The following is an 18,818-nucleotide window of genomic DNA, read 5'->3' as shown; positions in this document are numbered from 1 at the left end:
ATGACCACACGTCGTCGCTGGACGATCTGGGCGCTCGTGGGCGCTCTGATCACCTCCCTCCTCGCCGCCTCGGCCACCGCGCCCGCCTCTGCCGAGGGGGACGACGCACCTCCGAAGACGCAGGTGATGCCCTCGGTGCCGGTCGCGCCGGTCGACGCTGACGCGTTGTCGATCGAGCCGTCGGGCGAACCCGTGACGGCCGACGAGCTCCCGCGTGCGGGCGTCGAGATCGAGACGACCGTCGCCGACTCGTGGACGCGGGAGGTCGAGGGATTCTCGGTCCGCTCGAAGGGGGCCGAGGAGTCGGCCAAGGCCACGCTCTCGACTGAGACCGTGACGCTCGACGGCGAGCCGGTTGCCGCCCCGGCGTACACGATCGACCTGGCTCCTCAGCCGATCGCTGCCGAAGAGGCGACGACCGACGCGAGCGAGGAGGCGGGAGCCCCGTCGGCGTCGGCGGCCAGCCCGTCCGCGGAACCTTCTGCCGCGACCGCGCGCCAGGAGGACCTGCCTGCGACCGTCGACGTCAAGCTCGACTACACCGACTTCGTCAACGCCTTCGGGGCCGACTGGGCAGGTCGGCTGCGGCTGGTGACCTTCGAGGACTGCGACGAGTCCGGGAGCGGCCTGGACTGCGGCGCGATGAAGGCGCTCAAGACCACCGCGGACGCGAAGAACAACACCCTCACCGCGACCGTGCCGACCCAGCGCTCCAGCTCGACGTCGGCCTCGACCATGACGGTGGCAGCAGCGCCGGGTCCCTCGGGACCCCAGGGCGACTACAAGGCGTCCTCCCTCGCGCCCTCGTCGTCGTGGTCCGCCGGGAACCAGTCCGGCGACTTCGCGTGGTCGTACCCGATCGCGACGCCGCCGGCGATGAACGGTCCCACGCCCGACCTCGCCTTGAGCTACTCGTCGGGTTCCGTGGACGGGCGGACCTCGTCCACCAACAACCAGACGTCGTGGATCGGTGAGGGTTTCTCCCTCGATCCTGGGTTCGTCGAGCGGTCCTACGAGTCGTGCGACCAGGTCGGCGGAACCCCCGAGGACGTCGGCGACATGTGCTGGCGCGACGACAACCTCACCATCTCGCTGAACGGTCAGAGCTCTGAGCTCGTCCAGGACGGCTCGACCAGCCAGTGGCGGATGAAGAACGACGACGGGACGCGCGTCGAGCTGCTCAAGCAGGACGGCATCAACCGCGACGACAACGGCGAGTACTGGCGGGTGACCACGCCCGACGGCACCCGGTACTACTACGGCAGGAACCAGCGCTTCGACGGTGACGACCGCCGGACCGACTCGGTCTCGACCGTCCCGGTCTACGGCGCTCGCGCGGGTGAGCCCTGCCACGGCTCGACCTTCGCGACATCGGCGTGCGACCAGGCGTGGCGCTGGGGTCTCGACTACGTCGTCGACCCGAACGGCAACACGATGTCGTACTTCTACGACCAGGAGAAGAACAACTACGGCGCCAACAAGAACGCCACCGTCCGCGCCTACGACCGCGCGGCGCTGCTGACGTCGATCGAGTACGGCACCCGTCAGGGCAGCGACGCCGCCTCCGCCAAGGTCGTCTTCACCTCCGCCGAGCGGTGCCTGAAGACCAGCGAGGTCACCTGCGAGTCCTTGACCAAGGACACCGCCTCGCACTGGCCGGACGTCCCCTACGACCGGATCTGCACCAGCGATACCTCCTGCGCCACGCGCACCTCTCCCACGTTCTTCTCCCGCAAGCGCCTCGCGAAGATCACGACCTTCGTGAAGGCGACGAGCAACTCGTGGTCGGCCGTGAACGAGTGGAACCTCACGCACGAGATCCCCGCGACCGGCGACATGACGAACGAGGAGAACGCGGAGCAGGCCCAGGTCCGCACGCTCTGGCTCGCGCAGGTGCAGCAGACGGGCAAGGTGGGGACCGACGTCAGCCTGCCGCCCGTGCGCTTCAACAAGGAGCTTCTCGACAACCGGGTCTACGACACGAACGGCGTGGACTCGTTCGCCCGCTTCCGCGTCAACGCCATTGACAACGGCACCGGTGGGTCCATCGCGGTGAACTACTCGCCTCGCGACTGCACGGCGAGCGACAAGCCGGCCGCCGGTTCGCTCGACACGAACGCCAGGCGTTGCTTCCCGGTCTGGTTCAGGCCGTGGTGGAGCGAGGACTCCCAGCTCGAGTTCTTCCACAAGTACCGGGTCGACAGTGTCGTGGAGGCTGACAACACCTCGGGCGGAGCGAACGTCACCACCAGCTACACCTACGGCGGCGGCGACGGCTGGCACTACACGACGTCCAACCTCGTCGAGCCGAAGTACCGCACCTGGGGCGAGTGGCGTGGCTACTCCCGGGTGAGGACCGAGGTCGGGGCGGAGTCGGGCAAGACCTGGAGCGAGTCGCTGTACCTGCGAGGCATGCACGGTGACCGCGCGGCAGGGGGAGGGACCAAGTCGGTCACCGTGACCGACCCGCTCGGGGACAGCGCCGACATCCAGGACCGTGACGAACGGGCCGGCTTCGAGCGCCGGACACGCACCCAGCTGGGAGCCTCCGGAGCGGTCGTCGACATCACGGTCAACACGCCCTGGACCTCCCCCGCGACCGCCACGTCGAACGGGCGGTCCGCGCACATCGTGAGGCTCGGGGAGACCGAGACCCGGACGCGGCTCTCGTCAGGCTCGTACCGCACGGTGAAGACGACGACGGACTACAACGACCGCGGTCAGCCCGTCGCCGTCAACGACCTCGGGGACACGTCGACGGCGGCCGACAACCGGTGCACCACGACGTCGTTCGCCACCAACGCCACTCTCGGGATGTACGACTACCCCGCGACCCAGGTCACCACGGCACTCGCGTGTGGGACGGCACCGTCGGCGGCTGGTCACATCATCTCCGCGAGCCGCACGTCGTACGACGGGCAGGCGTTCGGCGCAGCGCCGACGCAGGGGCGCCCGACGCGCCTCGAGACGGTCTCCGGCTGGTCCAACGGCATCACCTACCAAGTCGACGCCGAGACCCAGTACGACGTGTACGGCCGTCCGACGAGCGTCACTGACGCCAAGGGCAAGACCACGACGACTGCCTACGTCCCGGCCACCGGCGGACCGGCCGAGGAGGTGAGGGTGACCAACGCACTGGACCACGTCACGGTCGTCAGTCCCTCCCGCTCGTGGGGCACACCGACGAGCGAGACCGACGCTGCCGGCGCTGTCACCAACTACTCCTACGACGGCCTGGGCCGTGTGGTCGCGGTCTGGGGACCGGGTCGGGACAAGGCGACGCAGACGCCGTCGGTGAAGTTCACCTACAAGGTGAGCGCGACGGCACCGAACACCGTCACGACCGAGCGGCTGAACGCTGCGCAGGAGTACGTCGCGACCGTGGCGTTCTACGACGGCCTCATGCGGGAGAGGTCGACGCAGAAGGCCTCGCCGAGCGCCGACGGTGGACGCGTGATCACCGAGAAGATCTACGACGACCGCGGGTGGGTGAGCTCGTCTCGCGGCCCGTACTACAACTCCGGCGACGTCGACACGACGCTCGTGTCGGCCGCGGAGAACGCCGTCCCCCGCTACGCCAACTACACGTACGACCTCGCCGGCCGCGTCACGAGGGAGGCGCTTGCCTCTCTCGGTGGAGTCAAGTGGTCGACCAGCACGGCCTACGGGGGCGATCGGGTCCTCGTCACGCCGCCGACCGGAGGCACCGCCACGACGACGGTCTCCGACGCGCGAGGGCAGGTCACGAGCCTCACTCAGCACACCGCGTCGACCCCGACAGGCGGGGGTGACGTCACCTCCTACACGTACACGCCGTCGGGCCAGCTCAAGAAGGTCACCGACGCCTCGGGCACCGAGTGGTCGAAGACCTACGACATCCGTGGGCGCCTGATCGCCGACGACGACCCGGACAAGGGCGAGAGCACCTTCACGTACGACGAGCTCGACCGCCCGGTCTCGGCGACGGACAAGCGCGGTGTGACCTTGTGGACCGACTACGACGCGCTCGGCCGGAAGATCGCGCTGCGTGACGACTCCGCCACTGGTCTCGTCCGAGCGAGGTGGACGTACGACACCGTCCGCAAGGGTGCCCTGGCGTCCGCCGTCCGTGTGGCTGACGGCAAGGAGTACAAGGACGAGGTCACGGCCTACGACAGTGCAGGTCGACCCACGTCGAGCACGCTGACGATCCCGACGGAGGAGGGCCTCCTCTCGCGTTCCGGCGGCTACGTGACGGGTGTGGACTACAACCCGGACGGGTCGGTGCAGAAGATCACCCAGCCTCTGGTCACGGGGATCACGAACGAGAACCTCACGTACACGTACGACCGGCTCGGCAACGTGAAGAAGCTGACCGGCGCCGTCGTGATCGTCACCGACAACCTCTACTCGCCGCTGGGCGAGGTGCTTCAACGGACGTCGGGAAGCACGGCCGGGAAGGCCGTGTACGACACCCGCGAGTACGACGACGCCACGCGTCGGACGACGCGACGTGCCTTCTCGCTGCAGGGCAGTGCCACGGCTCCGAAGCTGGACCTGCGCTACACCTACGACCCGATGGGCAACGTCAAGAAGCTGAACGACGTCGCTCCAGGTGACACGAACCAGACGTCCGCGACGACGTGGCGTCAGTGCTTCACGTACGACTACCTGCGTCGGATGACGAACGCCTGGACGTCGTCGGGGAACTCGTGCGTCGCTCCCACGGCGAGCAACCTGGGCTCGACGGCTCCGTACTCGGACGTGTACACGTTCGCGAAGAACGGCAACCGCGAGAAGGTCGTCTCGATGCGTGCGGGGACGTCGGGCATCGTCACCACGACGCATGATCCGGCTTACCCCGCGGCGACTGCGGATCGTCCTCACGCTGCCCTGACGACGACGAAGTCTGGTGGGGAGACGGGTACGACGACGTACGCGTACGACGAGGTCGGCAACATGAAGAAGCGGTCGACCTCGAGCACGGAGGGCAAGTCGTACGAGTGGGATCGTGAGGGCAACGTCAAGAAGGTCACGGACCTGGCGACCGGCAAGAGCGTGGAGTATCTCTACGACGCTGACGGCAATCGTCTGATCGAGCGTGACGGGTTCGATGGTTCGACGACGTTGCTGTTCGGGTCGACGCAGCTGAAGGTGAAGGGCACGACCCGCTCGGCGGTGCGTACGTACTCACTGGACGGTGAGGCGGTGGCCACGCGTGACTCTGGTGGGCTCAAGCACACGGCGGTGGATCATCAGGGCACGCCGTTGGTGTCGGTGACGTCGACGACGGCGAGTGTGGAGAAGCGTCGTTACTCCCCGTTCGGGGAGGCGTTGACGGATGCGTCGGCGACGTGGTTGTCGAACCGGGGCTTCTTGAACAAGATCACTGATGCTGGTCCGGGGACGGTGCACCTGGAGGCGCGTGAGCTCGATCCGGGTGCGGGGCGGTTCATCTCGGTCGACCCGATCGCGGACTATGGCGACCCGCAGCAGCTGAACGGGTACGCGTATGCGAACAACTCGCCGGTGACGCTCTCTGACCCCAGTGGTGAGTTCGTCTCGTGTGAGTGTGGCAGCAACCGGACGGCTCCGACGAAGACGAAGAACGGGTGGCACCAGACGGCGGGCACGGTGACGCCGGGGCGTTACGTCGGGTACTCGGGCGATCCGTGGCAGCTGACCGAGTCTCGGATCCAGGCTTATGACACGGCTCGTGCGCTGGGCGAGAACCACGCTGCGAGCAAGCGGGTCCAGGCCAGCCACGACGCGCTCGTCGCGGAGTACCAGAAGCAACGCACTGCGCCCGCGAAGTCCTTCAAGGACATGGCGCTCGGCCTCTGGCGAGTGGGGGTCTTCGACGAGAGAAGCTGCACACAGGGAAGCAAGGGAGCGTGCGCGGCCGAGATCGCGATGGCCATCCCGATCCTGAAGGTCGCGAAGCCGCTGAAACTTATCGACAACGTCGGTGGAGCCGGCTCCAAGGCGAAGAAGGGCAGCGGTTCGGCTCGCAGTGCGGGAGACGCTGAACGCGCCGGCACCACAGGCGCGCGCTCCTGTCTGCGCTCCTTCGCAGGCGAGACCGCTGTGCTCATGGCTGATGGTTCGCAACGACCGATCAGCAAGATCAGGGTCGGCGACAAGGTCGTCGCGACCGATCCCGAGACCGGTGAGAGAGTGATCCGCAGGGTCACGCGTCTCTGGGTCCATGAGGACGAAGTTCTCGACCTGGTTCTTGACGGCGAGGTCATCACCACTACCGAGGACCACCTTTTCTGGTCGGTGTCAGATCAGCAGTTCGAACGAGCTGACGACCTTGGTGCAGGCGAGCTCGTGTTGGGTGACGGCGGTCGTCACGTCAAGGTTCGCGGGTTCCGGCCCGGCACGAACCGCACCGCGCTGGCCTACAACCTTTCCATCGCTGGGGTGCACACCTATCACGTCGGCGGCGATGCGATCCTCGTCCATAACGATTGCTCGGATGCAGCGTGGGACATCGCGATGAAGGCGTTCGACAAGCACGGCGCCAAGATGGGTTTCAAGTCCGTTGAAGAGATGGGAGCATACGTCGACAAGGTGATGAGTTCCAGCGCTGGGCATCTTCGTGAGGACGGTTCACGGTTCTGGGTCGACTATGGCAACTCCGCTATCGTCTTCCGAGGTCCGAATGCTGGCGTTCCGGGCTCGGTCTACCGCCCGGACAACTTTGCGCATGCTGTTGATGAGGCAATGGATAGGACGGTAAACAAGTCATGAAGGCACGTTTCAGAAGGGACGGTGTCGAACTCGATCTGACCAAGGACGAGTACATCTTCGTGTATCTGCTGCTTTCGTACGGACTGCACGGTGTCGAGTTGGAGGACCACGACTTCCGCAACATCCTGGGTATGTCTCGAGTCGACGCGGAGCGACTCATGCAGAGCATTCGCGCGGTTGAGCGCGAGGCGCGAGCCAGGGGAGATCACTGGAATCCGCTGCGCGCGTGAGGCAGGCCAGTCGGCGGGCGCCGTCCGTCTTGCTGTGGAGTGTCGGCCCCCGACATCCACGGACGGCAAACGAGATGGGTGCATCGATCATGAAGGACGACGCGAGATTGCTTATCATCGTGGTGGACTCGCACGAGGACGGCGTCCCTCACGCTCATAGTGTCGAATAGTAGGGGTGGCATGTTTACGTCGCGGACTCCGACGCGGCGGCCGCGCTGGGGTGGAGTCCGGCAACACGGCATGGAGTGCTTCGTACAGGCCATAGGGAAACGCTCGTCCAGAAAACTGCTCGCGCGACGAGTCGGAGGTGACCGGCGACCTCTTTGAACCCGTGAGGGAGGCGGCGTGCCGGGCGCGAGCCAGGAGAGGCATCTTTCTCAGGTGGGACGGCAGTGGCGGCAGTGGGCCTCGACGTCTTGCGGGGGCAGAGCCACGATCTCCCCGTCGGCTCGCGCGGATGTCGATCCGTCGAGCCCACCAGCATCACGAGGTTTGTCGGGAAGGGATGCGCGGACTGCTGAATAGCGTGCTCAAGATCATCGACAGAGGTACTGCCAGCGCCGAGGTCGACCGCATCAAACTCACCGATGCTGAGGGCGAGGCCTTGGGAGCGGGACTCCACGAGTTGTCTCGGCGCGTCGCGCTTCGGCACAGGGGCACGCGCTACGGTGGCCCTGAAGGGGGAGGCCGCTGCACAACTCGGGCCCGCAGGCAACATCGTGGTGCTTGGACGGCAGACCGTTACGGCGATCGCGCAGTCCTGGCCGGGGCATTCTGTCCTGGCATCGAAGAAGTGGTCGCTGGACCTGAACGACGAGTTCATCCGAGGCGCGATAGCGCAGAATAGGACCGTCTGCCGTGCCTCTCCGACGAAGGGAAACATGGTGCAGCGCAAAGGTTCCTTCGCAGGCCAACCGACCATTTTCGCCCGAGAGCTTCGACAACTTCGAGATGCTGGCTACAGGCGAAACGGGGACTACCTGGTACCGCCCTCATGAGGTTGACGGAAAGCCTGAAAGATGCGCCGGCGGCACTTGAGGACCTGGGAGGACGCTGGGACCAGGCCGTGAAGAAGGCGGTCTCCAAAGCCGCGCCGGTTGAGTTCCAGCACTTGACGGTCGAACAAGTCTGGGCCCTGCTCGGTTGGAGCGAGCGGTGCGCCTCAGTTGCCCTGGGCAGCGGGGATACCGAATGGCTCGTCGCTGGGACGCGTGCGGTCCTCCTCGTTGAGGATGCCGTCGAGCGTCGCGACCGTGCAGTCGTGCTGGAGCTTTTGGCGTACACGGCAACGAGATTGGGGAAGTTCCGGGACGTCGCAAGACGGCTGTCTGGAACTCCTGCGCTGAGTGGAGCGAGTTTCGAGAGCCGCGACACCCCGCCCCCCACCCACGTGGCGAGAGGCACTGGACGCCGGAGAGTTCTCGCGAGGGTCGATGAGTGGGATCCTCTGGTTGAGCTGAAAGACTTCTTGGACTAGGGCGTGGTCCGCTCTTCCCGGCGGGCTCGCTGGTCGCACCTCGACGGTCGAGAGAAGGCGGATGACGCAACGGAGTGGCGAGCCTTCGGGCGATGGCGATGGCGATGGCGATGGCGATGGCGGTGGCTCGTCATCGTTGCGCTCGGCGTGGTCATGAGCCTGTTCTGCATAGTCGTAGCGGCCAGCGGTGGGTGGTCCGTCGCGCTCGTCGTCAGACCAGCGCTCCTGTGAGTCATCTGGTGGCCCGGCGAACCCGGGCGGGCTTTATGGCGGGACGGCCGCAACATCATCATCAGCGACCCCACACCAGCACACGGCGGCACCGCGTCGAGTGAGCCGAGTATCGAGGCCGCAATCCATTACCATGACGAGTTCTTATGATCGAGATCAGTCTTGAGGTGACGTACAGAGAGCTCCACGGCGCTCGGGCGGCTGTGCTGGAGGCGGTCACCGACGAGATCTTTGACGTTGAGCCTGACATCCTCGCTCGAGCCGACGAACTCCTGGCAGACCTATCGAGCGGGAGACAGGTTTCAGGCGATGTCGCCAGTCTGGAGGTCATTGATCGCTCTCTTCGCCATGTCGCAGTGTCGATCGAGCCTTGGGAGATGGCCATCAGAGTAGGTCTCACCATGACGGAACTTGACTTGCTCAGCAGACGAGTAGCGACGGCGCGTCGAATTCACCTGACGCAGTCGCCGCAGTCCGGCGATGGCGCGGATCGGCCGGAAGGGAGCCGATGAGACTCCCTGGGAGGCACCTCGTGGGGTGCGTGATCGCCAGGATTCCGGGCCTTGGTTGCCCGGAGAGGACTCGCTCCTCCCGCAGCGGCCGCCGCCAAGACGTCAGCGCCGTCCCGCCTGGCTTTCCGCTGCTGCAACCCCGCCAGTTGCGTGCCGGGCTTCGCGCGACTCGCGCACCGCTGCCCGCCTACGAAGCACGACCAAGGCAATACCTGCGACGCCAACGACCCCTGGTTGCGCGGCGCTTTGGCGTCCCTGCAAGGTACTCACCGGGACGGTGATCATGACAGACCTTGAAGGCATCCGCGTCCAGCTGGCGCATGACCGTACCTTCACGATGCAGGGATTGGTCGTTGGTTGGCAGCGACACATCGCGCGCCTCGCGGAGGAGATGCGAGGTCCAGTGCGTCAGGAGACGTGGGGAGCGCACGACTACTTCGCTGCGCTCAGTCTTCGCGATCTCATCGAGACTGGCCGCTACGGCCTGGCCCGCAGACACGATCACCTCGTCGCGGCCAGCGTGGCGGCAACGGACGAGCTGCTGCGCGAGATCACCGAGGAAGACCGTCGTGGCGTGGTGGTCCGTTACGGCGACCCGGAGCCCAGCCTGTCCTCGAGGTGGTGGTGGCATCGCTTGCCGACTCGCGGACTCGCGCGTGAGGAGTTGGACTCGTGGTATGCGAACGAAGAGTGATCCGGCGAGCCGCGAAGAGCGCGGAGGACAGCACTTCGCTCAAGGTGCCGTACTCAGAGGGCCGGAGTTTCGAGAGGTGTGACGCCCCGCCTCCACCCGGGGGGTCAGGGGAAATGCAGCCAGTTCGGCACGCACATTCATAGGATGGGGAAGAGAGAAGCTCTGCCACCTGAGTTCGATGTCTCGCTCGGTCCGACCATCAACGTGCGGAATCGGCCAGCGGGCGAGTTGACGGGGGAACCTCTATGGCACATGAAGCGCAACTGCTGGCCGTCGTGGTGCGTTACTCGCACTACGACGGCGCCACTCCCGAACAGTGCGTTGATCTGATGCGGTAGTATACCAATCTCGATGACGCTGACGCCGAGGCCGTCCGTCTGAATGAGGTTCGGGTCGAAGGCGTTGAGTACTTCGTGAAGATCTTGCAGAACCGTTCGCCCAAGCGACCAGCTGTGGGCCCGGTCGTACTTGACTCGCGGCCTGCCTCCGAGGAGGAACATGCGAAGGACGGTGAACGGCCATGATGGCCAGATTCCATCGCGGCTGATGGCGAACGGATGGAACCTATGAGCGACTGGACTACGGCTGCTGCCGATTGGGCCCGTCGGTCGCTGGCTCGCGGATCCACTTTCGAGCAGGTTGATATCGACGAGCTGACTGACGAGCAGTTGCCCGCTGCGGCAGTTCCGTTGGCGGTGGACTGTGTCCGCGCTGTGCGCTCCGTGCTCGATGAGGCGCACTCTGTGCTCGAGGTCGCTGCGTGCGTTCCCTTGCCGCCGCTCGAAGATGAGCGGATTCCGACGGCCGTTCCCGACCTGGGAGAGCTTCTCGACCGCGCGTGGCGGAACGGTCCCGGCCACGAGGTCCCGGGCCTCTATCTGCTTCAACGCGTGCGTTGGTTGCGTGAGGAAGAGAGCGTGGAGTACCGGAGGGTGTTCGAACATCCACGAGCGCCGGAAGGTTTCGACGTGGTCTACTCGGCGTGGCGTTCCAGCCCTGAGGAAGAGAGCGGGTGGCCGTTCAACAGGTGCATCTGGCTGCGATGTCGACCGAACTGACGGAATCACCGCGGACGCATCCACGCCAGCGTATGGCGTTTGGCCGACACGGCACGGCGCCTCTCTGATGATTCGTAGACTCGGCGAAGTCGTCGCACTCTATGGCGCGACTGAGCACACTCCCGAGGCGAACGACACGGTGGGCGAGATTTTCAACTGATGCGTATCCGGACCTTCTTCAATCCCGTGATGCCCTGCTGGACCTCGGCGTTCTGGCATCGTGGGTGGTGGTCGTGGTTGCGGGCAGCTCGGAGGGGCCTGTGGAGCTCTGGCAGCACGTTGACCGACGCGCACATCGCCCGAACTGACGGCAAGTACTTCGTGGCGCAGTTCGACCGCGGGAGCGGTGACCTGGTCACCGCGTTCGTCCCGAAGAACGATCAGCGCAGCGCGATGCTGCGACTGCTGGGGCAGTGATGACAGATCTGTATCCAGACCCGCCCCACCTGTCAGCATTCGTCGCGCCCGCGTTGGATTCGTGGGAGGCGCTCGGACTGGCTTGGGACGTGCTCAACGGCCAGGGCTGTGCGTTCGCTGGCGAGGTCCTGGTCGCGCGCGAACACGAGTGGTTCCGAGGCGTGAGCGATGTCGAGCGCGAGGTGATCCGGCCGAGCGGTTCGCCGCGCGACCTGCTGGTGCGACGCGACGTTCTTCGGATCCAGTTCCGTCACCGGAGCATCGGCATTGTTGCGCTGGGTCTCTCGTCGGCCGGCGAGTTTGGTGAACCGCATCCGCTTGAAGTCGCGATCCACGCTGGACCCTTGTCCATGCCGGTCGAGCTCTGGTCCAAGTCCGACCGGCAATCCGCGAAGCGCCTCATGGGTTGGATGGAGAGGTTGCTGCTCGCCCTGGTCGGGCCGACCAAGGCTCAGTACGGAGCGATCGGGATCGAGGCAACCTTCCCGACGCCGGCCGCTTTGGTGGGGAGCCAGCGCTCAAGGCTCTGGCCGACGACATGGTTCTGGTCAACTCAACTTGGCTCGCAGGCAGTGGCCGAAGAGGAGCAGTTGTTGTCGGGCCTGAACAAGAGCGCCCTGTCGCGATCCAATGCGGGCACGATCTTCCGAGCCTGGCGACCGTGGAGCGAACCCCAGGCCGATGAGCCCGGCTTGGAACGAGTCGTCGGTTTTCTAGGCCGCTTCGTCGAGAATTCCCGCTAACCGTCCGATCAGCTGGTCTCGGCGAGTCGCCGTGCTTGGTGGCGGAGGAGGGCGCATTCGATGCGGGCGCGGATGCTGTTGCGTTCGTTGGGGTCGAGCTGGTCGAGCGCGGCGAGGTGGGGCCGCAGGGATTCGTCTTGGGGTCCGCGTTCGTCGGGGGCGATGTTCGTGGCGCTGGCGGACGTCCTCGCGACGAGCTTGGTCAAGGTCGTCACGGGCTAGGGCGGAGAGCCGCGCTCGCCGCGGGCGACGAGGCGTGGAAGCGGTCCGACGCCGAGGCAGCGGTCGCGCACTGGCGCCCCTTCAGACGGGAGCTCGACCTGACGCGAAAGATTCAGTACCAAGCTGCGTGCCGGCAACTCGAGCAGCCGGGATAAAGCGCATCCAGCCTTCGTGCAGAGGTCGCCCTCCCGAGAAGGCTCTGCCGGTGGGCTGGCGCAGGGAGACCGTCACCGAGCGGAGCCGTGGCGGGGGCCGGCAGGGTGGCGGCGTGCTAAGAGCCTCGCCGGTGGAAGAGGACACTCGCGTCGTGGCTACATTCGCGTGACCGGGTACGGCCTCGGCCATGGTGTGGGGTGAAGGGATCGCGCATGCTCGAGCTAGGACTCGTCGTCCTCCTCACCACTCTTCTTGTCGTTCGGACCTGGCAGGACCGAGTGTGGCGTCATGAGGATCGTTGGCTGCCGGCGTTGTCATGGCTCGGTGTGTATCCCGCGCTGCGCCTCAGTGGCGCGATCACGGGAAACGCTGATGCCGCTCAGGCGCTGCGCGATGCGGCTGTGGTGCTGGTGGTCGTGACGGTGGTGACGGGCGCGAGGCCGGCTCTCGTCATGGTTGACGGCTGGCCCGACCGGGAGGCTCAGAGCGCACGAGACCTGCGATGGGGCCGCGCCTCCCAGATCGCACTCATCGTCGCCATCGGACTCGTGAGCTGGTTCGTATGACGTGAACCGTCCGCCCGGCGGGTTGTGGCTGAGAAGCGTTTGCCCTTGCACCAAGCAGGCGTCATCGGAACCGATGGGGATGCCCTGCAGCCATCGTCGCAGCACGACGCGGGGATACTGAGGTCGCGAGCGTTCCCTGGTGGGCCGAAGGGGTACTGATGGAGTGGTCCGTTCGACGACCTGGCCCGTTCGTGTACATGTTCTGACTCGTCACGTGCGGCGTCCGCGTCGCGATCGCTCTGCCGCTTGCGGTTCCTGTCGCCCTCTGGCGCCCACGGCCGAGGCCGGCGGCCGACGGGACGGTGGGCTCGCTCCACGTGGTTGGGGGTGAGGGCCTCTTCGGTTCGAACCTCAGAGGTCAACCGTCTGGGATCGAGGTGAGGACGGAGTCGGTCGTGAGGCGATGGGCGTTCACGGAGAACCGCACACCGATCGACCTGCGTGGACCAGTTTCGGTGCGGGTGAGTCCGGTTTTCCCCTTCAGGAGGTCGATTTTGGCGCATACGCCGTGGAGAGTGTTCCTGACCTTCTCATCGGGTGCGACGGGAGAGCTGAGAGGACGGTGGTGGGTGATCTGCCATGCTGCCAGGATGCTCGATTGGCCGGCGCCACAGAAGTCTGATGACTGAAGAACCTTTCGCCACCATGTTCCTGGCCGGGCGTGCGTCTCAGCCTGGAGAAGGCTGCCATGGCAGAGCCTGAGCCCGTGCCTGTCGTGTCGGCCGCCGCGGGCCGGGCGGCCGTTCGATGCATGAGGAGAGCATGATGCTCGTGCTTCGCGGAGACTCGAGCTATCCGCGGTTCTGGCTCAAGAGTCGCGGGTGGATCCCCTTCGTCCCCCTACTCCTGATGGTGGCGGGCAACGAGGACGGCAGCCCGCTGCGGTCCGGTCAGGTCTACGGTCTGACAGCAGCAACCCTCGTCATCGGCGCGTACCTCCTGGCGGTCCACGTGTACATACGTCGCCGCATCCTGCCGGTCGAGTACCGGTTCTTCCAGGATCGTGTCGAGGCTTGGCGGGGCGACGAGAAGGTGGCATCCGTCCTCATTCGAGACGTCGTCGCTCTCGCGGAAGGTTGGTACACGTACAACACGTCGTTCGAGGCCCTCTACTCGCCGGACACTCCACGGGCAGTCTTCACCCTCCGGGACGGGACGCACGTGACCTTCCCAAAAGTCTGCGTCCGTTCGGACGAGGAGATTCCCGGGCGCGTGGCTGAGGTCACGGGTATCCGCACCGACTGACAGTGCTGGTTAGCATCGCGAGCGAAGGAGCTGACGTCCATGACGGTCGCCGTCCGATGCTGCTTCGAGGCGGACTGTCGCGCTCACGACGGAGAGCGGCGCTCTGCGCGGCGGGCACGCTGGCGTCGCCTCGACGGTCGAGAGAAGGCGGATGAAGCAATGGAGTGGCGAGCTTTCGGGCGATGGCGGTGGCTCGTCATCGTCGCGCTCGGCGTGGTCATGAGCTTTTCTGCATGGTCGTGGCGGCCAGCGGCGGGTGGTCCGTCACGCTCGTCGTCACACCGATGACAGCAGCGCTCCTGTGGGTCATCTGGTGGCCCAAAGCGTCGCTCGACGAGGCGACGGTGGTGATCAGGACCTGGCGCCGCACCGTCCGTCTGCCGGTCGAAGACCTCGCCCGGATCGAGTCGACCTACGAGGGTGCACGCTTCACGACGGTGGACGGTCGCTCGGTCACTGCCAGTGCCTTTCAGAAGGGGAACCTGAGTCTCATGCTTCGTCTGGACACGGCAACCGACCGCGCGGTCCGAGCCATCCGGGACGTGGCTGCCGGACGCGGCCGTGAGGTGATCCTTGAGGGGTACGTCGATTCGCCCGAGCCCTGAGGTTCTGCTGGACGTTGGAGATGCGGCTGCGCCACGATCAGCAGCATCGTCGCGGAATCGCTGGCGCGGTACGGTCTCGCGATGACGGACCTCCACCCTCGTACTCTCGCGACGTTCGTGCGGAGTGTCGCTCTGCTGGCGATGCCGGCCGGCGCTCAGATCGCCTGGCTCGAGTCGCTGGGTCTGGGCGCTCCTCTGTACTCCGACGAGCTCGCACTCGAGCTCGAGAGCGGTGTGCTCTTGCTGCCTCAGTTCGAACAAGCCGGCTGGGTCACGGCCGAAGCTCGCCGGGCTGTCGAAGCACTGGATGCTGTGCTCGGAGAGTGGAGCGGTCCGGTTCACGAGGACTTCTGGCACGTCGACTCGTTGCGTGAGTCCCCGGAGTGGGCGCGGGTGCGGGAGCTGGCCTTTCAGGCACTGATCAAGATCTAGTCTTGTTCCGCCGGTCATGGCACCTGCGCACCCGGTGGAGCGAGTTTCGAGAGAGTGACGCCCCGCTGCCGCCCAGGAGGTCAGGGGAGACGGGGGCCAGTCTCGGATGAAGTTCCGTAGGACGAGGAAGAGTGGAGCTCTGCCACCTGACGTCGATGTCTCGCTCGGTCAGACCGGCGATACTTGAGATCCGAGGACGGCGGACGAGTTGATGGGGAGCCTTGCTCATGGCGGTTGAGACGCAGGAGCTGGCCGTCGTCGTTCGGTACAGGCACTACGACGGTGCTACACCTGCTCAGTGCGTCGACCTGATGAGGTGGTTCACCGACCCTGCCGAGGCGGACGCCGAGGCCGCGCGACTGAATGAGGTCACGCGAGATGGTGTCGAGTACTTCGTGAAGATCTTGTGGAATCGCCCCCGAAGATCGTCAGACTTCGCGCCCGGGTCGGACTCGACTCACGAGGCTCCTCTCGAGAGAATGCGGTGGGACGGTGACAGCCATGATGGCGAGATTCAGAAGTGATGGTGTCGAACTCGACCTGACGAAGGACGAGTACATCTTCGTGTACTTGCTGCTGACGCATGCGCTGTACGGGGTCGCGATGGAAGATCACGACTTCCGCAACATCCTGGGCATGTTCCGAGAGGACGCGGAGCGGTTCCTGGACAGCATCGGCGCGGCTGAGGACGAGGCGCGAGCCAGGGGAGATCACTGGAACCCGCCGCGCACGTGAGGTTCGCAAACGCTGCAACGGTTCCGCCGCAGACTTCATCGGCAAGTTCGCGGAGGCACGAGTGCCACCATGAACGCCATGACCTTCATCCTCGGCGATCGTGTCTACGACGTGCGCCTGTCGGGGGGTGGCGCCGCCCGGGCGGCCGTGCTGACCGTGACGGTGGACAGTCGGTACGAATGGTCGACGACCGTTGCAGGGTGGCGAGCGGTGTCATTCGGTGCCTTCGGTGACGTCGGCTGCGTCTGGTCGGGTCGGGAGCTGGTGGAGCTGCCCACTTCGGCGGACTCCGGGCTGACGGTGATCGACGTCGCCAGATGGGAGGGCGAGGTTCTGCTCGTCCGTGACGCGGCGGACGGCGAGCATGCGTGGCGCGTGGATGGTGATCGCCTTCTGCGCGACGGGTAGTGCGGCAGGAACAACATCTCGCTCGCGACGCGGGAGTTCGCACGACCCTCGAACACCGATCGGGAGAAGCGTGGGGCGCGGGAGGCCTTGTTGGAGACGACATTCAGTGGCCACGCCTTTGATCGCGAACGGAGCCTTGTGAGCCTGACGTGCGGCTCCGTCCTGGGAAGATCGAGCCCATGATCAAGGCATCTCTTGCCATCGAGAGCCGCGACCTGACGCTCGACGAGATCAGTGCCGCCATGACGCGCGAGCCCGATCGAGGCTTCGAACGCGGATCTGTCGCGCCCTCTTCCACATGGACAAGGGACTGGACCTCGTGGTCGATGGAACTGCGGCTGCCACGTGACACTCATGCAGGCACCGGGGGGTTGGCGACGGCGATCGCATCGCTGGGCATGGCGATGGCCGAACGAGCAGCGAAGCTCGCCGCGACAGGGCGCGAGGTCGTGCTCATCGTCCACCAGGAGCTCGCCGACCGGCCTGAGCACACCGGCTTGAACCTGGACTCCTCAGCCATCAGGTGGCTCGCTGCGGCAGGCGCGGTGCTGTCTGTCGATCAGTACGTCGACACGGAGCCGACGTGAGCCGGCCGTTCGCCTCAGGGTGCATGAGTCGCGAAGCAGCGATCAGCAGGAGCGGAACGGGGCACTCATGATCAACCACGGGCGGTTCGTCTCCACCTTCGATGCCACGACGGCTGACCTGCCGACGGGTCCACCTGACGTCACCTGTGCTGCTGAGGGCTCCGGGTCGAGGTCGAGGGTGGTCACGGTGCAACCGCGGGGCGGGCAGGTGTGGACCGGGACGTTCGCGGCCCCCGACCCCGGCCGCCCTGCCCTGAGTGCGCTGCTCGGCACTCCCGATCCAGCGGGTCTGTGCATCGTGGAGCGGGGCACTGCGTTCCTCGGCGACGTGCTCGAACCCGCGAGCTTCGGGGTGATCGCGACCACGAGGCCTGTCGTGAGTGCGGAGGCACTGCCGCGCGAGCGAGTGTTGCTCCTCCTGAGCCCTTGGGCCATCACAGCCATCGGCGAGCGCGGCGTGCTCTGGACGACCCCACGGCTCGCCGTCGACGGCATCCGCCTGGACGAGGCCGACGGCGGTTGGGTCCGAGGGGTAGCGGATCCGGACGATGACGAGCCACGCGACGTCGCGGTCGAGCTCGCGACGGGCCGGGTGAGGGGTGGACGCGTGATCGGCTGAGCCCGGGTCGTGCTGGCGTGGTGAACACGGCTGGGGACAGGATGACCAGGGGCCCGTGCCAGCGACGAGGAGGAGCATGCAGCTCACGTACGACCGGCTGTGCGCGGACGAGCTGAGGGGGACCACGCAGGCGGACTACCTGATCGCCCTCGACGCTCACCTCCAGGTGGTGGAGAACGACGCGGTGATCTTCGACGAGCCGGCGTTCCCTGTCGTGGAGCTCGCGCGAAGCCTGCTGTCGTGGCTCCCGCGGGCCGAGAGCGAGGACTTCGAGTTCGACTCGATGTCGTACGAGGAGCGGGGCACTGTCTTCATCCGTCGCGCTACCGCGGGCTGGACGTTCGGCTCGGTCCTCGAGCCCGACGCCACCAGCACGCCAGTCGAGCTCGCCCACGTCGTCCGGTGCTGCAGGCGCTTCGTCGACAGGGTCGCAACGGACCTGAGCGCACGAGGGATCGATCCTGGGATGGTCATCCATCAGTGAGCGCCGCTCCTAGATAATGAAGTACGCGAGATCCGGAGCCGGCACTAGTCTGCGAGCGATGACCGGCTTCGACCTCTTCCCGCGGGACGGCGACGCGTTCGCCGCCTTCGAGGACGATCGCGCGTTCGTCGCCCCGGGCGCCCGGACGCTGCCGCACTCACCGTTCGTCGGTCGACTCACGAACTTCCGCTTGGCTCAGTTCAGCGCCGTCCTCAGCGGAGACTTCGCCTCTGACCTGTCCGACCTCGTGCAGGCGTTCGGGGACGACGAGATCTCCTGCGTCGTGCGAGATCCCTCGCCGACCTCCTACCGACTGCACTACGGCGGGTTTCCCGCCTTCAGGATCCCCGCAGCCGACCTGGAAGAGAGGTTCTGGGACGCGCTCAGCCACGAGCCGGACGATGACCCGACCGGCTCGATCTTCGTGTCGGCGGACATCTTCGCGATATGGGGCAGTTCCCACCGATGGGCGGTCTGGGCCGAGCGGTCGTGGGATGTCGGCGTGGTCGCGACGGAGCGACCGTGGGATCCCCCTTTGGCGAGCGACGTCGCCTGGGTGTCCGCGCAGGAAGCACTGGACTGGTTCACCGAGCCCGACTTCAAGATTCCGTTGGCCCCGGTAGACCGCGCACAATTCCTCGCGACCTTCGGAGGGCGCTGAT

The 18,818-nt window shown here is 66.1% G+C and carries 19 protein-coding genes; 18 read left to right on the top strand and 1 reads right to left on the bottom strand.

The window, feature by feature from the left end; all coding sequences use genetic code 11:
* The 8 genes from NH339_RS00720 (at nt 1) to NH339_RS00685 (ending at nt 12,097) form a co-directional block, all read left to right on the top strand.
* The gene (locus NH339_RS00720) at nt 1-6,735 is read left to right on the top strand and encodes a polymorphic toxin-type HINT domain-containing protein (RefSeq protein WP_253021464.1); all 6,735 of its coding nucleotides are present in this window, start codon (nt 1-3) and stop codon (nt 6,733-6,735) included.
* Nucleotides 6,732-6,965, top strand: a complete 234-nt coding sequence (locus NH339_RS00715) for a hypothetical protein (protein ID WP_253021463.1) — start codon at nt 6,732-6,734, stop codon at nt 6,963-6,965. Before NH339_RS00720 ends, NH339_RS00715 begins: the two co-directional genes overlap by 4 nt.
* Before the next feature lie 1,066 nt (nt 6,966-8,031).
* Complete coding sequence (locus NH339_RS00710) at nt 8,032-8,442, top strand: hypothetical protein (RefSeq protein WP_253021462.1); 411 nt, start codon at nt 8,032-8,034, stop codon at nt 8,440-8,442.
* A gap of 377 nt (nt 8,443-8,819) precedes the next feature.
* The gene (locus NH339_RS00705; protein ID WP_253021461.1) at nt 8,820-9,185 is read left to right on the top strand and encodes a hypothetical protein; all 366 of its coding nucleotides are present in this window, start codon (nt 8,820-8,822) and stop codon (nt 9,183-9,185) included.
* Nucleotides 9,186-9,462: 277 nt separating this feature from the next.
* Complete coding sequence (locus tag NH339_RS00700) at nt 9,463-9,879, top strand: hypothetical protein (protein ID WP_253021460.1); 417 nt, start codon at nt 9,463-9,465, stop codon at nt 9,877-9,879.
* Nucleotides 9,880-10,445: 566 nt separating this feature from the next.
* Nucleotides 10,446-10,937, top strand: a complete 492-nt coding sequence (locus tag NH339_RS00695; protein ID WP_253021459.1) for a hypothetical protein — start codon at nt 10,446-10,448, stop codon at nt 10,935-10,937.
* Nucleotides 10,938-11,096: 159 nt separating this feature from the next.
* Nucleotides 11,097-11,354, top strand: a complete 258-nt coding sequence (locus NH339_RS00690; protein ID WP_253021458.1) for a hypothetical protein — start codon at nt 11,097-11,099, stop codon at nt 11,352-11,354.
* Nucleotides 11,354-12,097: a hypothetical protein gene (locus tag NH339_RS00685; protein WP_253021457.1), complete on the top strand. Its 744-nt coding sequence runs from the start codon at nt 11,354-11,356 to the stop codon at nt 12,095-12,097. The genes NH339_RS00690 and NH339_RS00685 overlap by 1 nt, the downstream gene beginning before the upstream one ends.
* 8 nt (nt 12,098-12,105) lie before the next feature.
* Here the strand turns inward: NH339_RS00685 and NH339_RS00680 are convergent, their stop codons facing one another.
* Nucleotides 12,106-12,303 (bottom strand): hypothetical protein, encoded by a 198-nt coding sequence (locus tag NH339_RS00680; RefSeq protein WP_253021456.1) that lies wholly within the window; start codon nt 12,301-12,303, stop codon nt 12,106-12,108.
* Nucleotides 12,304-12,687: 384 nt separating this feature from the next.
* Between NH339_RS00680 and NH339_RS00675 the strand changes: the two genes are divergently transcribed.
* From NH339_RS00675 to NH339_RS00630, 10 genes are all read left to right on the top strand, one after another.
* A complete protein-coding gene (locus NH339_RS00675) occupies nt 12,688-13,041 on the top strand; it encodes a hypothetical protein (RefSeq protein WP_253021455.1) in 354 nt (117 codons plus the stop codon).
* A gap of 762 nt (nt 13,042-13,803) precedes the next feature.
* Nucleotides 13,804-14,286: a hypothetical protein gene (locus tag NH339_RS00670; protein WP_253021454.1), complete on the top strand. Its 483-nt coding sequence runs from the start codon at nt 13,804-13,806 to the stop codon at nt 14,284-14,286.
* A gap of 233 nt (nt 14,287-14,519) precedes the next feature.
* On the top strand, nt 14,520-14,891 hold the full coding sequence (locus NH339_RS00665; protein ID WP_253021453.1) for a PH domain-containing protein: 372 nt from the start codon (nt 14,520-14,522) through the stop codon (nt 14,889-14,891).
* A gap of 81 nt (nt 14,892-14,972) precedes the next feature.
* The gene (locus tag NH339_RS00660) at nt 14,973-15,323 is read left to right on the top strand and encodes a hypothetical protein (RefSeq protein ID WP_253021452.1); all 351 of its coding nucleotides are present in this window, start codon (nt 14,973-14,975) and stop codon (nt 15,321-15,323) included.
* A gap of 492 nt (nt 15,324-15,815) precedes the next feature.
* On the top strand, nt 15,816-16,058 hold the full coding sequence (locus tag NH339_RS00655; RefSeq protein WP_253021451.1) for a hypothetical protein: 243 nt from the start codon (nt 15,816-15,818) through the stop codon (nt 16,056-16,058).
* 78 nt (nt 16,059-16,136) lie between these two features.
* Complete coding sequence (locus tag NH339_RS00650; RefSeq protein ID WP_253021450.1) at nt 16,137-16,466, top strand: hypothetical protein; 330 nt, start codon at nt 16,137-16,139, stop codon at nt 16,464-16,466.
* Nucleotides 16,467-16,645: 179 nt separating this feature from the next.
* A complete protein-coding gene (locus NH339_RS00645) occupies nt 16,646-17,053 on the top strand; it encodes a hypothetical protein (protein WP_253021449.1) in 408 nt (135 codons plus the stop codon).
* 67 nt (nt 17,054-17,120) lie between these two features.
* Nucleotides 17,121-17,672, top strand: coding sequence for a hypothetical protein (locus NH339_RS00640; RefSeq protein WP_253021448.1), 552 nt, complete (start codon nt 17,121-17,123; stop codon nt 17,670-17,672).
* Between the two features lie 76 nt (nt 17,673-17,748).
* Complete coding sequence (locus tag NH339_RS00635) at nt 17,749-18,156, top strand: hypothetical protein (protein WP_253021447.1); 408 nt, start codon at nt 17,749-17,751, stop codon at nt 18,154-18,156.
* A gap of 58 nt (nt 18,157-18,214) precedes the next feature.
* Complete coding sequence (locus tag NH339_RS00630) at nt 18,215-18,817, top strand: hypothetical protein (RefSeq protein ID WP_253021446.1); 603 nt, start codon at nt 18,215-18,217, stop codon at nt 18,815-18,817.
* Nucleotide 18,818 lies beyond the last annotated feature (1 nt).

It is taken from the genome of Aeromicrobium sp. CnD17-E (assembly GCF_024124745.1).
Classification (GTDB): Bacteria; Actinomycetota; Actinomycetes; order Propionibacteriales; family Nocardioidaceae; genus Aeromicrobium.
The sequence above is the reverse complement of the archived record's forward strand: the minus strand, read 5'-3'. Positions and strand labels throughout refer to the sequence as shown.